Origin of the sequence: Scytonema sp. PCC 10023 (assembly GCF_963920835.1) — a bacterium.
In the GTDB taxonomy this organism is placed as follows: domain Bacteria; phylum Cyanobacteriota; class Cyanobacteriia; order Cyanobacteriales; family Nostocaceae; genus Kalymmatonema.
In genome coordinates this window covers 76281-92004 of the sequence record NZ_CAWUDP010000037.1, presented here as the reverse complement: position 1 = coordinate 92004, position 15724 = coordinate 76281, and the positions used below count along the sequence as shown (strand labels likewise).

Annotated in this window: 8 protein-coding genes; all 8 read right to left on the bottom strand. The window is 45.0% G+C overall.

Annotation, left to right across the window (positions count from 1 at the left end; genetic code table 11):
- A partial coding sequence (locus ACM0OZ_RS22380) for a hypothetical protein (RefSeq protein WP_414585014.1) occupies nucleotides 1-225 on the bottom strand: 225 nt, incomplete at its 3' end.
- 598 nt (nucleotides 226-823) lie between these two features.
- The gene (nblS, locus tag ACM0OZ_RS22375; RefSeq protein ID WP_414585013.1) at nucleotides 824-2749 is read right to left on the bottom strand and encodes a two-component system sensor histidine kinase NblS; all 1926 of its coding nucleotides are present in this window, start codon (nucleotides 2747-2749) and stop codon (nucleotides 824-826) included.
- A 320-nt stretch (nucleotides 2750-3069) separates the two neighbouring features.
- A complete protein-coding gene (purD, locus tag ACM0OZ_RS22370; protein WP_414585012.1) occupies nucleotides 3070-4341 on the bottom strand; it encodes a phosphoribosylamine--glycine ligase in 1272 nt (423 codons plus the stop codon).
- Between the two features lie 330 nt (nucleotides 4342-4671).
- Entirely contained in the window at nucleotides 4672-4911 is a 240-nt protein-coding gene (locus ACM0OZ_RS22365) for a ketohydroxyglutarate aldolase (protein ID WP_414585011.1), read from the bottom strand.
- Nucleotides 4912-5173: 262 nt separating this feature from the next.
- Nucleotides 5174-6454: a S8 family peptidase gene (locus ACM0OZ_RS22360; RefSeq protein ID WP_414585010.1), complete on the bottom strand. Its 1281-nt coding sequence runs from the start codon at nucleotides 6452-6454 to the stop codon at nucleotides 5174-5176.
- Between the two features lie 247 nt (nucleotides 6455-6701).
- Nucleotides 6702-10739 (bottom strand): DUF2157 domain-containing protein, encoded by a 4038-nt coding sequence (locus tag ACM0OZ_RS22355; RefSeq protein WP_414585009.1) that lies wholly within the window; start codon nucleotides 10737-10739, stop codon nucleotides 6702-6704.
- A gap of 542 nt (nucleotides 10740-11281) precedes the next feature.
- Nucleotides 11282-12547, bottom strand: coding sequence for a CHAT domain-containing protein (locus ACM0OZ_RS22350; protein ID WP_414585008.1), 1266 nt, complete (start codon nucleotides 12545-12547; stop codon nucleotides 11282-11284).
- A gap of 442 nt (nucleotides 12548-12989) precedes the next feature.
- The gene (locus tag ACM0OZ_RS22345) at nucleotides 12990-15614 is read right to left on the bottom strand and encodes an ATP-binding protein (RefSeq protein ID WP_414585007.1); all 2625 of its coding nucleotides are present in this window, start codon (nucleotides 15612-15614) and stop codon (nucleotides 12990-12992) included.
- Nucleotides 15615-15724: the final 110 nt, after the last annotated feature.

Below are 15724 nucleotides of genomic sequence, written 5' to 3'. Positions count from 1 at the left end.
GTAAAACAACCAAAGCTGCGTACAATGAACGCTGTCTCGTCCCATCGGCACACTTACCCAATGCCTATCTGCTCCAATATCAATGCCTGCCGCATTCCGATTTATGGCAGGAAAATTGCTATCTTCAGGCGTGGTAGACGATTGCTGTTGGTTCATGGGAGCATAAGTGGTTGTGGTTGTTAACCTTGGCGGGAGAGTGTACCCTGCCTGGGTGTGGCTAATCAATCTAATCTCCTCACCGGGATAGTAAGCAATGCTACTTCACCAATATTTTTGCCAATATCACCCAGAACCAAGCTCTCAAACCGGCATCATTTACACCATTGTAAAAACGGTCTTAACTGTCAGGGTACTTGTTTAGTGTAAGATTTATCGACTCCAAATTCTCAATGCTTGTGTTTCTTTCATATTTTGCTGGCTGCGAAGCCGCTAGTTGGAGGCTCTTAACTTGCACATTTTAGAACCGTTATACAGTAAGGCTTTGAGAAACATCATAAAAATGTGCTTGTTTCATATTTTGCGGGAGCGTTAATCGCGCCTGTGGGAGGCTCACATCTTGCACCAATAAAAATTGATGTAACTGAATAACTCAGTATTAAATTAAAACCCTTAATTTAGCGATAAAAGCTCACAAAAATCAGGTAGCCTTATTGCGTATCTTTTTACATTCCCTGGGTTTGTACGGAGAGGTGCAAGATCTGAGTAATGACACTTATTTGTAGTAAGGACTTTAGTCCTTGCTTTGGTGGAAGAGGGCTAAAGCCCTCACTACGAATGGACGCACGGTTATTTAACCGGACATAATATTACGTTCAAAAAGTGGTTACTTCTTAACATGAGATGCTTGTTCATCAAATACTACTAAGTCGAACCAAAAAGTCGTGCCAACGCCAACTTCACTAACCAGATGCATTTTACTGTGATGCTTTTCCATTATATTCCTCACAATAGAAAGCCCTAAACCAGTGCCTTCTAGGGTATGAACTCTGTTTTCTACTCGGAAGAAGCGGTCAAAAATGGCTTCTTGGTCTTCTGGGGCAATGCCAATTCCAGTATCAGAGATTTCCACTCGCACCTGAGGTAGATGATGGTCGGTAGAATTGGACTTTGGTACGATTTGGTAGGCGCGGAGGGCAACTTTTCCACCCGCTTTAGTGAACTTAAGGGCATTACCAACCAAATTAGCTAACACTTGCAACAACAAATCGTAATTACCCACGACCAGTGGTAAGCTAGGAGCAACTTCCTGAATGAGTTGAATGGTTTTGTCCCTAGCATTCAGTTGGTAAGTACGCACTGTCTGCTCGATCGCTTGCGCCAGATCTACTCCATCGAAGTTATAGCTACGACCAGATTCCAACTTTGACAAATCCAAAACATCATTCACTAAGCGTGTCAATCTATCTGTTTCATGATTGACAGTGACCAAAAACTCCTTCCTTTCTTGAGTACTTAACTCTTCCCCGTAGTCGTGTAAAGTCTCAATCACATATTTGATAGCAGATAAAGGAGTTCGTAGTTCGTGGGAAACGTTGCTGATAAATTGGTTTTTTGCCTCGTTCAGTTCTACTTCGCGCGTGATATCTTGTACAGTGATCGCAATACCTTTGATACTCTCGCGTTGTTGGTTCACTTGGTTGACAACGGTAGTCAAAAGAATGCGGATAGTTCTTTTAATAGGTTGGTTAAGGAGAATACGGAATTCAGCGCTTTCGCATTCTCCGGCTGCCATTTCATACAAAGGACGGGTGATTTCCATTTCCACCGTTGAAGGCAAATGATGCAAAACGTTTTCGCCTACAACCTCAGCGCCTTCCCAGCCGAAAATTCTTCGTGCTGTGGGGTTGACTAAAATCACCTGCATACTGTTATCAATAAGGACGGCTCCGTCAGCAATAGTGGAAACTAGAGTTTCTAGCTTGGCTTTTTCCGCCGTCAGTTCCTCAATATTTTGTTCCTCATAGCGCTCCAAGCGCTCTGCCATTTCATTAAAATTGAGAATTAATTCCCCAAGTTCGCCTCCAAGTGGTAAGTCAATTTGCTGCTTGAAATTCCCCGCAGCAATTTGTTTTACCCCTACGAGCAATTCTTTAATTGGCTTGGTAATTGTCAAAGCGTTAATCACCCCTCCCAAAATTACCATCACCCAAATTGAGATAAAAACGGCAATGGTGACATCGCGGGTGAAATTTGTGGAGATCACAGCCGCCGGGTTGGGGTTAATGCCAATTGCCAACACACCCAGGTATTTGCCATCTGCAGTGAGTGGAACAAACACATCGGTGACTTCCCCATCAGGCGATCGATGTTGTCGCACCATCGGTTTTTCTGCATTAGCAGCGTAATCCTCTGGCAATTCTATCCGCCGTTCAATCGCAAGTGAAGTTTCTACCTCCGGTTCCCAAAAGGGAATACCGAAATAAATTTTTCCCGTTTCATCAGCATAAAGCATATAACGTACGCTCGACGTACTACTGTAGAAGCGTTGGGAAAATTGTGCTACCTCGGTAAGATTATGGTCAGCAATGAGTGGAGCAACGTTAGCCGCAAGCAGCAGCCCAAGGTCACGACCAAAGCGAGTATCATTTAGGCGTGCATCCTGCTGAATTGTATTCACAGCCCAGAACGTCAAACCACTCATTACCAGAGAAACCACCAAAGTGGCGGCGGCTAAAAGTTTGGTCTGGAGAGTGAACTCCGACCACCAATTGACAATTGCTTCTCTGATTGTTTTTAAAAGAGCTATCATCTTAAAAGGTTAAAAGTTATTATGGTGCTGACAATCAAGGCAGTAGGAAAATATATACTTTACCCAATACCTATTACGGTTTGACTTGTTAGGGCGAAGATAGTTGTGCATTGATTCCTATCAGGGTTCAAAACACATACCCCAACAACTAAAAATTAACAGCTTATTTGACAAACAAGTAAAGAAGAGCTGGAGATGAGGGAGATAGGGGAGATGAGGGAGATGAGGGAGAGAGGGGAGAGAGGGGAGAGAGGGGAGATTACGGAGATTAGTAATTGTTCATTTGCTTCCTCATCCTCCTCATCCTCCTCATCCCCCTGTTACCTGACTCGATGACCGATATCTCGGCGATAATACATCCCCTCAAAGTGAATACACTGTATCCCAGCGTACGCTTGGGCAAGCGCTTGGTCAAAATTTTCTCCGACTGCGGTAACATTTAACACGCGACCGCCATCTGTGAGCAGTTGTTCTTGGTTCAAGTTTGTTCCAGCGTGGAATACAGTTGTTCCTAGTGCCTCTGCCTGCTCAATGCCAGTAATAACTTTTCCTTTTTCGTATGCTCCCGGATAACCACCAGAAGCAGTAACTACCGTGACAGCCGCCCCCTGCTTCCAAGCGATGGGTGGCATTTGCGCCAAACGCTGCTCAACGCAAGCTAAGATTAACTCTTCTAGGGGTGTTTCCAAAAGTGGTAGCACGACTTGTGTTTCTGGGTCGCCAAAACGACAGTTAAATTCCAAAACCTTAAAATCACCTTTGGGAGTCATCATCAACCCAGCGTAAAGCACACCTCGGTAGTCAATGCCTTTTGCTTTAAGTGCGGCGATCGCTTTTTCCAAGACTTCCTTTTGAATTCTTGCCATCACCTCTTTTGTAGCAATAGGCGCTGGGGCATAAGCTCCCATTCCACCAGTATTTTCCCCCGTATCACCCTCACCAATCCGCTTGTGGTCTTGAGCGGGCTGCAATGGGCGAATTGTTAACCCATCTGTCAGCGCTAAAACCGAAACTTCTTCCCCAGTCAAGCATTCTTCAATAACAACAAATTTCCCAGCACTGCCAAATTCGCCGCCGAACATGGCATCAATCGCCGCCTGTGCCTGTTCTACCGTTTCAGCAACTATGACACCTTTACCAGCTGCCAAACCATCAGCTTTGACAACAATCGGTGCTCCTTGTGCTTTCACGTAGGATTTTGCCGCTGCAGCCTCCGTAAATACCGCAGCTTGTGCCGTCGGAATTCCTGCTTCCTGCATCAAGGCTTTTGCCCAAGCCTTACTAGCCTCAATCTGTGCGCCTGCTCTCGTTGGACCAAAAACTTTCAGACCTTTTGAGTTGAGATAGTCTGTTATGCCTTTTGCTAAAGGTACTTCTGGTCCCACCAATATAAGAGAAATGCCCTCATGCAGAGCAAATTGGCTGATACCTTCAAAATCATCTACTGCTAAGGGCAGGTTTTGGCAGCCTTTTATACCTGCCGTCCCCCCATTCCCCGGCGCACAGACAACTTGCTCAATTTGCTTTGATTGCAACAATTTCCAGGCTAGGGCGTGTTCTCGCCCTCCATTACCGACAACTAAAACTTTCACTGATATCCTCTTCGGTTTCTTGCAAGCGAGAATGCCCAATGGCTACTCGCCGTACAATTTTTCACCAATTCTGATGATTGTGCAAGTCCCCTTGTCTTGTTTTGCTCATGACATGATAACTGTCTTTAATTAGCTGAGAACTCTCCTGGGCGTCATCTTTAGACTATTCAGGAGTGCGAAACTCTAAACTGTTACAGAGATTGATATACGTTAAATCTTATCTCCACACACTGGGCACTATAACCATTAACAAGCAAGCAAAATAAAAAACAGGCTTAACTCTTAAGAGTTAACCTATTTCCAGCCGGAAATCAATCGTTAAGGCGGTTTCTATTGGATATCTGATTCTGGTGGTGCTATTTGGAAGCTGCGGGAAGTTTCAACAGCAGCAACACCTTCGACAGCAGAAACTTCTTCTACTTTTGTCGAATCAATCGAACCTACAATGACCCCAATTTGCGGCATCGACTGTTCAACCTTCATGCCGATAGCCTGCAAATTTTCCATCACTTCAAGAATCTGATTTTTATGTTCATCGTCTACAGAAATGACTAAATTCACCTGGGACATGACCGTTGCTTCGCTCCAATTCGCTTATTCGCTCATTCAAAATTGTAACCGCCAATACACGCCGATAATTGTGGATAATTCTCTGCGTTTATCTGTGTTAATCGGCGGTTCAAAATTCAAAATTTTCTAATTTTTAATTCCTCCGAAGGGAGATGACCAACTTCTCCTGCTCTCTTGCTCAAGAGCGGTCTAGACGTTGGCAATCCCGCGCTAAGCTGAAACTATAGCGCGGGAAGATGTCAACCTAATTCGTAATTACGAATTATTCAGGGGCTTGAACAAGTCCAGTGCCAACATCCACTGAAGGAAGGGGTAACCGACGAGCGCTTTGAGTCAGACGGCTCCAAAGCTCTTGTCCTTTTAGCCCACTCACTTGAGCATGGAGAGCAGCAATGCCAGCAACGTGTGGTGTAGCCATGCTTGTACCACTAATAGTCCTGTACTGCGTTGGCATGGGCCAACTAGAGTAGATATTCACGCCAGGGCCAGCAATATCAACCTGACCGCCATCTGGATTAATTCCCCCGTCGGAAAAATCGGCAACTCGAAGTTGGGAGTCTAGGGCAGCAACTGCCATGATCGATGGACAATTAGCTGGGTGTGCGACTGGATTGACGATACCCTGAGCGCGTTGGCTCTCATTACCAGCTGCGGCAATAATCAAAGTACCGCTCTTGAGTGCCCTTTGGGCAACAGCCTCATATACGCGGGAGTACGAATCTCCAGGTCGTGTCCGTGAGCCAAGTGACATCGAAATAATATCACAGCCCGACGCGATCGCCCACTCAATAGCTTGCAGAATCCCGGCATCTGTTCCAGTACCCTCGTTGGATAAGACTTTGCCTACAAAAATCTCGGCCTCGTAGGCAATTCCGTAACGAGGCAACTTGAGGGGTTTGAGCGCACCACAGGAAGTCCCTACACAGTGTGTACCGTGACCGTGCCCATCCTGTGCATCTTCACCTTCAATAAAGGACTTGCTAGTAATTGTCCTTCCTAAAAAGTCAGGGTGTTTGAAGTCAAATCCTGTATCTAGAACAGCAACCTTGATGCCTCGACCAGAAGCACCAGAGTTTACCACTTTGGTGAGTTGTAAGCCCCAAGTAGTGACTGACTCGTCGATATTAGCCTCCAGTAACCGATTTTGCGAACCAGGGAACAGGTTACCCACCAGGTTATTTACCGCATCGCGATATCCTTGCAGGTAATCAATTGAAGCTTTGCTTGTTAAATCAAGCGGTTGTAACACGTCGCTGATGGCGTAAACGACTCTCTCTGGCTCAATGGCTAGGATTGGGCTTTCTTCTTCACTTACCGCTCTGAGTGATCGCAACTGTTCCGGTTCTGCACTCACAACAGCCACGCCTAGAGTGCGTAACAGGATAGAACTGGGTTGCTGCTGAAATTCTTCTGGACTGGCAGCTCTGACACCAGTAGATTCACTCAGCATCTGCACACCCTCAGCAACTGCATCCTCGCGAAACAACACAAGGTATCTGCCTGTTGTTTCAATTGCACCCGATTCCACATTCAAATTGTTCATATTTTTAGCTTGTACTTGTTACTAATTTGTAGTGAAGATTTGTGAAGGAAATAGCTTTCCTACGACTTATACGTTGACACAAGTATGATTTTGTGATATAATTCATACCTGTTGACTGAACGGAAGTTAAGCTTAAAAAGCTTATCTTCTTGTCTTTTTTATAGGTGTCAGCTCTCATCAACTTATGCACTTAGGGGAGAGCCATAAAAATAAATGTCCCGCCTTAAATCTAAACCTGTCTCTAGTTTTATTCCCACTCTTGCAATTCCTCGCTAGTGTTGCGAAGTAAAGAATTGAGCTGTTCGCGACGGGTTTCAAAGTTCGCAGCAATAGATATCAGTACGATACCAACAAGCAAGCCAACAACCCATTTGAAAAATGGGTAACGCAAGCTGAAAATCACCAGTTGATAGAAACTTGTGATAAAAAAGGTGCCTACACCAACATAGAGAAAAGCCCTCACGCGCAAAGCTAATCCTGCAAAAATGGCGATAAGGCTGAAAATTCCCGGTACAAATGCTGTGTCTTGATGAAACACAATAGCCCATCCACAAATCAAACCGCTGCCTAGGAACCGTAACCAGTGGCGACTTGCTTTCATTTCTGGTAGTCTCAACCCAGGGTCACATTCGGCAACATACAGCAGTGATAAACCAATTACTGTGACATACCACAAAGGATCAGTCAGATGTAAGCCGGAAAACCAACGAAACAGCGCCCAATCAATCAGCACCACGCTGAGATAGGTAAAACGGAATTTTTCCGAAAACTTGGCAATAAAGGCATAGAATCCAGCTGTGATCAGTAAGCCGACTGGGTAAATTTCTGCTCGACTTTCCCACAAATATATTAATGGCAAAACATATGCGGCGTTTTGCCAAGGTCTTTTAGACCAGCCCCAACGCTCCCAAGGTAGGATATAGAGAAAGTAGGCAACCACGGAGGCAATAGGCGCTCTCCAAGGAAGTAATGGTCCAGCAAACAAGCGCCCTACTGCTGTATGTATCCAGTAAATTCTTAGCCCAGCTATTTCTAACAAGCCGAGGTAAACCCAGGTTTCTGCTATCCTGATCTGCGGATGGTAGCGTCCTTGAAAAATGGCATAGCGAATCAAAAACACCCCTGTTCCCAAACCTACAAGGCGGTTGATTGCAATCGGGGTGAAAGTGGCAGAAAGTAATAGACAGCTACTCACAGCCCAGTGAACATGAGCAACAACTTTCAGTTCTTCACTGGTTAAGCGTAAGTAGTCTACTAGCCAAGGCGAGAGAATGCGATATGCATACATAATGCCAGTGCCAAGAACAGACAGAGCAATTAAGCCATCGCCGAATGCTCCTCCTGGTACTTGCAAGAGTTGATATAGTAAAATCTCATATGCCGAAATTGATACCCCGACGAGTCCCAGATAAACTAGGGGTTTCAATTGTTGACGACGTCGCCCGACTCCAATCGCAATGAAAGCTACGCCAAGGGTTGATAAGCCTGTCCAGTTGGCAAAGCTGTGCGATCGCAGCACGGCACCAAAGACACCATACACTAGGGGCAGAATGTGCCAGCGGTTGGGCAGTTGTTGAAGTCGGTGTTTCGAGCGCCACCACTCCCCTAAAAGCTGAGTTATCAACCCTAAAGCGATGTTGGCAATTGTAATTTTGATGATAGAGCGATCGCCCGTAAGGGCGCTGCACTCTGTGCAATCGCCAAAACCCAGAACTTCGGCAATCAATAATTCCAGACACCATCCAATACCATAAAAGCCCCAATTGGTGGGTTGCTGCCAACTGCGGTAAACAATTGCTCCTAAAATTATTGCGGAGGAAATTAAGTAGAAAAATCCAGGTTGAACAAGCCCTTGGTAAACAAACAGGGAGTGGACACTCAGCAGCAACAACTCAACACTGCATAATGCGATCGCCCACTTATCGCTTGCTTCTGCATAAATCGCTACTAATTCGTTCTCTCTCCTGCTTAACAAACTACGAACTAGCCATAAGCCCACAGTGCAGACTGCTCCCGCTACAAACCAGCCCTGTACTGACAATCGCGCTAAACCTGGCACACCTTCCCATAACAGGGCAGCGATGAAACCCAGTCCATAACCTACAGTAATTAACGCAGATAGCTTGTGTCGGAGATACCGCGTATTGCTCAACATCAAAGCACTAGCGACAGCGAAACTTATTAATCTACCTCCAGATAGAGGTAAAGTGAGTGACTGAGCAAGTGCCAAAGCGGCGACACTCAACCAACCGTTGAGAGTGGGACGTGCTACTGCGCGTTCGCGATTTTTCCATCCCAAAATGGCAATACCTGTGAGAGTCATCGGGGCTATTAACCAAATTAAACCCCAATGCTCACTACCATTACCAAAACCAAACCATGCTGATTCAGCATTCTTCCATAATAGAGCGTAGCTAAGTACCGCCAGTCCCAAACCCATGTGCCATGCACTGCGATGCCAAACTCCGTTGCCTAAACAACTAAACAACCACTCTGCAACCGCCACAGCTAACACAATGCTTGCCCAGACTTGTATATTAAGATTGGGAACTAAGCGGTCAATGATTGAGCAAAGCGTCAGCACTCCACCTATCTGAGTCATGTACACTAGACTTATTCTGGTGGGAAGCCGTCGCTGGCTAACACAACCTAAAGTCATTGTGGACAAGAGTAAATTCAAGGAACGTAACGTGGGATTTATCAAACTCACCACAGTAAGCGAAATTCCAAACACCAGCGTTAATGTTTCCCCAAAATTAGCTAATTGCACCTTATCAGCGTGGTAAAGCCTATCCGTCAACACCAGCATGAAAACGACGTAGGGAAATAACGCCACACTCAGTAACGCCCACGGTGTATTTTGAGAATAAGTCAGTTGAGTTCCAGTGGCGATCGCCCATTGCTGCAATTGAGAAGGCACTAACAGCCAACCCAACCAAATCGTCTCCAGCCCGATGACGAAAATTGCCGCCACATCCATTGGCGTACCACGCAACTGCAAGCGACGCCCCAAAAACCACAAACCCAACCCACTGACAGCTGTTGCTTGCCAAGGAAAGGGTGCGCCAACCGACACCAGCCAACCAAGGAACAATAAAATACCGCCAAGGAGTTCCCAGGGAAGAGGAAGAGGAGGGGGGGGAGATGAGGGAGATGAGGGAGATGAGGGAGATGAGGGAGATGAGGGGGATGAGGGGGATGAGGAGGTAGATTTGGGTTTATGTATATTATTTGACCCCTCTCCGCCGTTAACGGCTCCCCTCTCTGCTTGCGGAGAGGGGCTGGGGGTGAGGTTCTGCGCCAACCAAGCCACCAGCCAACCGCAAATGCCCATAGCCAAGCCTAATTCTTGGACATCTACGCGGACAATAAACATTGCTCGTACCAGCAGCACCAATAAAGCATAAATAATCACAACCGAAGGCAGACTGATACCCAACTCAGTTTGCCTCTCCTCAACTGGTGCAATTTGCCTTTGTTGGTTACGAGTGTGATAAATAGTAGCAATGGTTGTTCCTACCGTTGCCAGATAAACAGCAATCAAGGGAAATCCTGGGATTTGCCAGCCCCAGTGTAAGTACGACAGTCCTAAAATATTGAGTAGAGGCAATTTCCTAGCTTGCTTATTGATAGCAAACAGCCGATTGTCGCAGAGTAAAACAGTAATAGCTGTGAGGGCAATAGAAGCTATTGCAACCACTATCCAGCCCAAAGGATTTTGCCAGAGACTGAAGCTGTCCATTGCCCAAAAGTTTACTGGCACTAACAACAGTGTGACAATGAGCAATGCCCGAGTTGTTAAGCTTAAATGAGACTGTCTGCCAGCCCAAAAACTTATACCCCAGAAACTTAGGGTATAGGCAAGCAAAACTCCATACTGTCCTGATGGCGGAAACTTTTCCCACTGACTCGCAGCAAGTACCCCAGAGGACACCACCACTAAGAACATTCCTAAAAACAGCAGCCACCGGACGCTTAATTCTTCCCCCAGCGACTGCAACATCCTAGCAAGGACATTGGGTTTTTTGGCTGTTAGTGATGCATCGTCCTGATGTAAAGACGTTGCATCCAAGAGTTCTATATTGGCGAACGTCTGTTGTGGTTCAGGTACAGCCCGTGGTTGCAACTCCACATGACAAACTAGAAACTCTTGACAGATATGCCTCACTTGGGCATCTGATATTAAACCTAAGCGCAACCATATATCAAGCCCATGCAATAACTCAGGATGGGTAGATGGAAGCCTGACTTCAATTTTGAATGGAGGATCAAAGTTCAATGACATAAGCCCCACGCACAGAGCGCGATAGTTAAATAATCCTCCTGATAGAAATTAGTTTTGCATCATTTGTGACACTTGCTCGGCTGACCGTTATAGCAATTCACTTTTTGCTTGAAACATATAACCGTTCCTAACCTCCCTGATACCTTGGGGAGCTGCCGCAAGCGGTGGGGTGAATTTGTATCAAAAATTAAGTGAGATGACATGAATTCGTTACAATTCAAAATGTCAATTATAAAACTAAAATAAATTTTAATTTTGAATTTATCTAACTTCATTCATAAGTCATTTAGAGGTCATTTATAAAGTAAATATTAAGTAGGATGTGTTACGGCTATGTAAAGATTTGGAAGTTTGAGAGAGTTAGAGCTTGCCGTAACGCATCACATTTGGTAGTCCGTTAAAGCAACGCGTAACTCACTCTAAGATTTACTTTATAAATCCGTTCTTACTTTAAAGTTTTTTAGCAATTAATTTGATTATTAGTAATATTTTAAATTTCCTATATAAACTAACTTCTATCGAGTTTTGCACGCCTAACTCATCTAAAATCTAGTAGCAAAGAACCTCTGATAAAACTTCATCTGGGTAAACTTTTGAACCTTCGGATTACCTATAGCATTTCTCATGAAATGTATGAGACTTGCAAACGGGCGAGTGGTAGACTTTGCTGTAGTAGAAGAAGTTGTTACTACGTCGCTTATATCTACACTTTCAGTATGTTCTACTTGCCAAACCATCGCCGATTCAGCAGGATTAGTGCAAATAACTGGTAACCAAGTGGCACAAGGGTATTCTCCCTCAAGTTGTTGCAGTCTTTTTCGTGCAGAACGCATTGCAGTATATGAGGACTGTCCACGGGAAAACTCTGCTAAAAAAGACTTTAAAAATTCTTGCGCGACTACATCTGGTACAGGCTCTCGCATGACAATAACTTGGGGAATTTGTAAATCCTGTAGCTGCTGCGCCAATCCCAAACCATCGCAAGAGTTGAAAATTGCCAAGCGTAATCCACGATTTATAGCATTCTTAAGAGCATATTTTAATTGGTCAAGGCTAATTGTGTCTTGTTGATTAAGTTGAAGATAACCTTTTTCTTTACTACAACTATGACCTGCAAAAAAGAGAATATCCCAATCTTCTTGCAAAAGCTGATCATGAAAATTGTTAAGCTTTGGCTCTACTAAAAATTTAATTTCTGCACAAGTTGATAATTTTTCTAAAAAAGCCATATCTTGGCTGATATCAATTCCTTGACTATCACCAAATACCGCTAATATTCTGATTTTGGATGTTTGATTTTTGCGAGTCGATTTATAGACTTTTTGATACTCTAAAGCACTTAAGGCAACTTCTGCCATAGGATAATTCTCAAATAAACTCCACAAATGCCAGGGGATTCGCCGCAGTAAATCATCATTGGTTTCAATAATGAAACGAATTTCTTCTGATGGTTTCAAATGTATATCTAATTGATATAAAATTTTATGAAACTCTGTTGAATTTAACCATGCATTTATTTGAAGAGATAATCCCTGACATAAATCGTTAATATCTACTTCGGAAACATTTGTTATACCAGCTTCTTCAATTTCAAGAATATCATCATCATCTTCATTTTTTGAAGTGTTAATAAACCGAGTGAAACGATGATAATAGACTGAATATATTGCCTGCAGCTTGCGGTAATATTCGGCAATTTCTGGTGAGGCTGGTAAAGTTGCAGTAAATTTCATTTGATAGCAGTTGTTTGATTCACCAATATGTACTGTTACAAAGGGAAAACCTGCGTATAAATCTCCGTGACCCAAACTTAAAACTACTAATCTGCTCATAAGCGTTTAATAAAAAGTCAGATGATTCATTTGGATATAGAATCGTATCTAATTTTTGAACAAAGCTTTAGATCAAACCCTGATAAAACAGGCTTTTCAATCTCAGTGTGTTGTCAAAAACTAAATTGGAGTTCTATATCTCAAATTCAAAGTTTAAAAGAGCGAAAATCATTCCAAAAAGTAACACAGAGCTAATCCAGTCCTATCAATGTTTGCATAAATTCAATATATGCAATTGACTCTAACTTGTCGTCCACGTTGAGTTGAAACTTTTGCACAATAGAATGATTGATGAATTAGTCCATCTCGAAATCGAAGGTTGGCCCCAAGTAAAGTTGGAATCCAAATTCAAACCTTAGTAGGTCACATCCTCATGGGCTTTCTGCTTCTATCACTGTAAGAAATATCGGAATTTTGGCTAATTACCTAAAGGATCTGCTAACGGCAAACAGATACTTACGGTTGTACCTGCTAAAGGGTCAGACTGGATAGACAACGTGCCTGTGTGTTCCTCTACAATTCGTTTGACGATCGCCAATCCTAGCCCAGTTCCACTTGGTTTACTGGAATAGAAAGGTTGCGTTAGCTTTGCCAAGACATGGGGTGGAATTGCCGCACCACCATTATGAACATGGATGCACACCTGACTGGTATCGGTATGCAACTCAACACTACAAGTTACAGTTTCGCCAGGAGCGATGGGCGAAGCCCCGCCGGGTACGGCGATCGCCTCACAAGCGTTCCGCACCAAGTTGATCAGCACTTGTTTGAGCTTGTCGCGATCGCCTAAAACAATAACTCCCACAGATGCCGGGATCAAGATAATTTCTCGCCCCAAGGCTTCTTTTGTAGCCCGCAAGGTATCCAGAGTTGCAGCCGCCAAAGCGTTGATTTCTACAGCAACTCTGTGGGAAACCTGCGGCTTGGCGTAGAGCGAGATTTCGTTCAACAGGTTTGCTAGACGCTGCGCCTCGTCCATTGCCAAGAATAGTCGCTCTTGGGCTGGTTGGGAGAAGCTAATTTGCTGGAGGTGATGCAAGCAATCAGTTATTGTAGTCACTGGTTGGCGAATTTCGTTCACCATCCGCGTGGCAAACTCACCAACGGCTGCTAGTCGTTCCTTCTCAATCAGGCGAGCTTGGGCGGCTCGTAGTTCTTGGGTGCGTTTTATTACCTCTGCTTCCAAGATTTCTTGGAATTGCCATTGCTGGTGATACAGGCGGTGGTTGTCGATCGCGATCGCTGCCCGTTCTGCAAACAACTCCACAATCCGCAATTCCTCATTGGTAAACTGACGCGGTTGCTTATTGAAAGAACAAATAGTGCCGATAATCTCGCCTTGGGGAGTCTGCACAGGCACCCCTAGGTAGCAAAGGTAACCTTCTGGTGGAGTGCCATGTCCTTGTTGGCGAGCATCTGCAATCACGAGTGTTCGTCTCTGCTGAGCAACAACGTCTGACAGGGTGCCATGCAACGAGTAAACCCGCTCACTCTCGCTCACCTCCAGGCTACTGGCAGCGATTCGCCCCGAGTCTCTCTCACGTAGGGTGACAATCGTCCAGTCTGAACACACCAACTCGCTAACACTGGCGGCGATGTCTTGTAGATAGCGATCAAGAGGAAGATGGGAACGCCCGATGAGAGCGGATAAGATATCAATGCTCCTTTGATGATGCTGCTGACTGTGTAATTGGGAGGTAGTTGGCAACTTCATCAAGAACTCGGTCGCTTGTGTGCCATCCGAATTAGAGAAAATGGCGCTTGTTGAACGTTCAGGTGGCTCCAGGACAGGTAGCGAAATACTTACCACTGTACCTGTTGTCGGGTCAGACTTAATGACCAACTGCCCACTATGGGCAACCACAATCCGTTTGACTATTGCTAGCCCCAGCCCATATCGATTGGGTTTCGTGGAGTAGAACGGTTCTGTCAAGTTTGGCAACAGTTCTGGTGAAATTGGTTCACCGCTATTGTGAACCTGAATACTCATCTGACTCGTTGTACTTTCTGCTACGCTTAGGAGCACCACACTGCTTGGAGGACTTGCCTCACAAGCATTCTCCACCATATGTAGCAACGCTTGGTGTAACTTCACTTTGTCGCCTAAGAACAGATGTGCAACTGGGGCAATTTTAAACTCAATTTGACGCTCTCTCGCCGCAGGCAACTCCTGCAAAGATGGCAAAATTCCTGTAAGAAACGAATTTACCTCAAGTTCTGCGAGTTGCAACACCAAAGGCTTGGCGTAAACCAAAATTTGCTCCAGCAGGTATTCTAAATGACTGGTTGCACCTAAGGCTTGCAATAATTGCATCTTGGCGACTTCCGGCAGTTCAGCTTTTTTAAAATAGTTCAGCCCTATTTTGACCGTTGTCAGGGGGTTACGTAATTCATGCACAATCATTGCAGCAAATTCGCCCGTTGCCGCCAGACACTCACTTTCAACTAATTTCGCTTGAGCAGTCCGTAGTGCTTCTGTACGCTTGGCTACCTCAGCCTCCAAAGTTTCATTAAATTGCTGCTGCTGTTGGTAGAGCTGGTAATGAAACAGCGCCGTAGCAGCACGTTCAGCAAAAATTTCGGCTATGCGAATTTCGTCACTACTAAACTGGCAGGGCTGGACGTTGAACGAGCAAATCGTACCAATCACCTGTCCCTGAAACGTTCGCAGTGGCACACCTAAGTAAGACAGGTAGCCATCCGGTGGCTCACCATACTGAGTAGTGATGCTTGCATCTGTGACAGCCAAAGTACGCCCAGTTTGCACCACCGTATTTGTCAGTGTGCCATGTAGCGAATGAAGCTGATCCATGCCATCAAATTCTAAGCTACTCGCCATCACTCGCTCAAACCCATCCTGACAGAGGGTGACTGTTGACCAGTCCAAACGTAGCAAACGACTAAGTCCGCAAGTAATTTCGTGTAGGTAGCTTTTGATTTCACCGGAACGGTAGCTCAAGAAAGATAGTGTCTCCAAGATACGTTCTGCCGTTCTTTCCGGCAGAGGTGTCCCTAATTGGTTATCTAGATGGACTTGGCTCACTTTTGGCTCACTTAACGCGATCGCGGGGCAATAGCTTTTACTCCAAGATTGTACAAATAATGAACTAGCCCGCCCTGTTTTCAACTGAGGGCGCGGTTTCTGTAACCTCA

Bases quoted from the DNA above. Each gene is read 5' to 3' on its own strand.
- nblS (WP_414585013.1), bottom strand. From the start codon at position 2,749: ATGATAGCTCTTTTAAAAACAATCAGAGAAGCAATTGTCAATTGGTGG.
- ACM0OZ_RS22365 (WP_414585011.1), bottom strand. From the start codon at position 4,911: ATGTCCCAGGTGAATTTAGTCATTTCTGTAGACGATGAACATAAAAAT.
- ACM0OZ_RS22360 (WP_414585010.1), bottom strand. From the start codon at position 6,454: ATGAACAATTTGAATGTGGAATCGGGTGCAATTGAAACAACAGGCAGA.
- ACM0OZ_RS22355 (WP_414585009.1), bottom strand. From the start codon at position 10,739: ATGTCATTGAACTTTGATCCTCCATTCAAAATTGAAGTCAGGCTTCCA.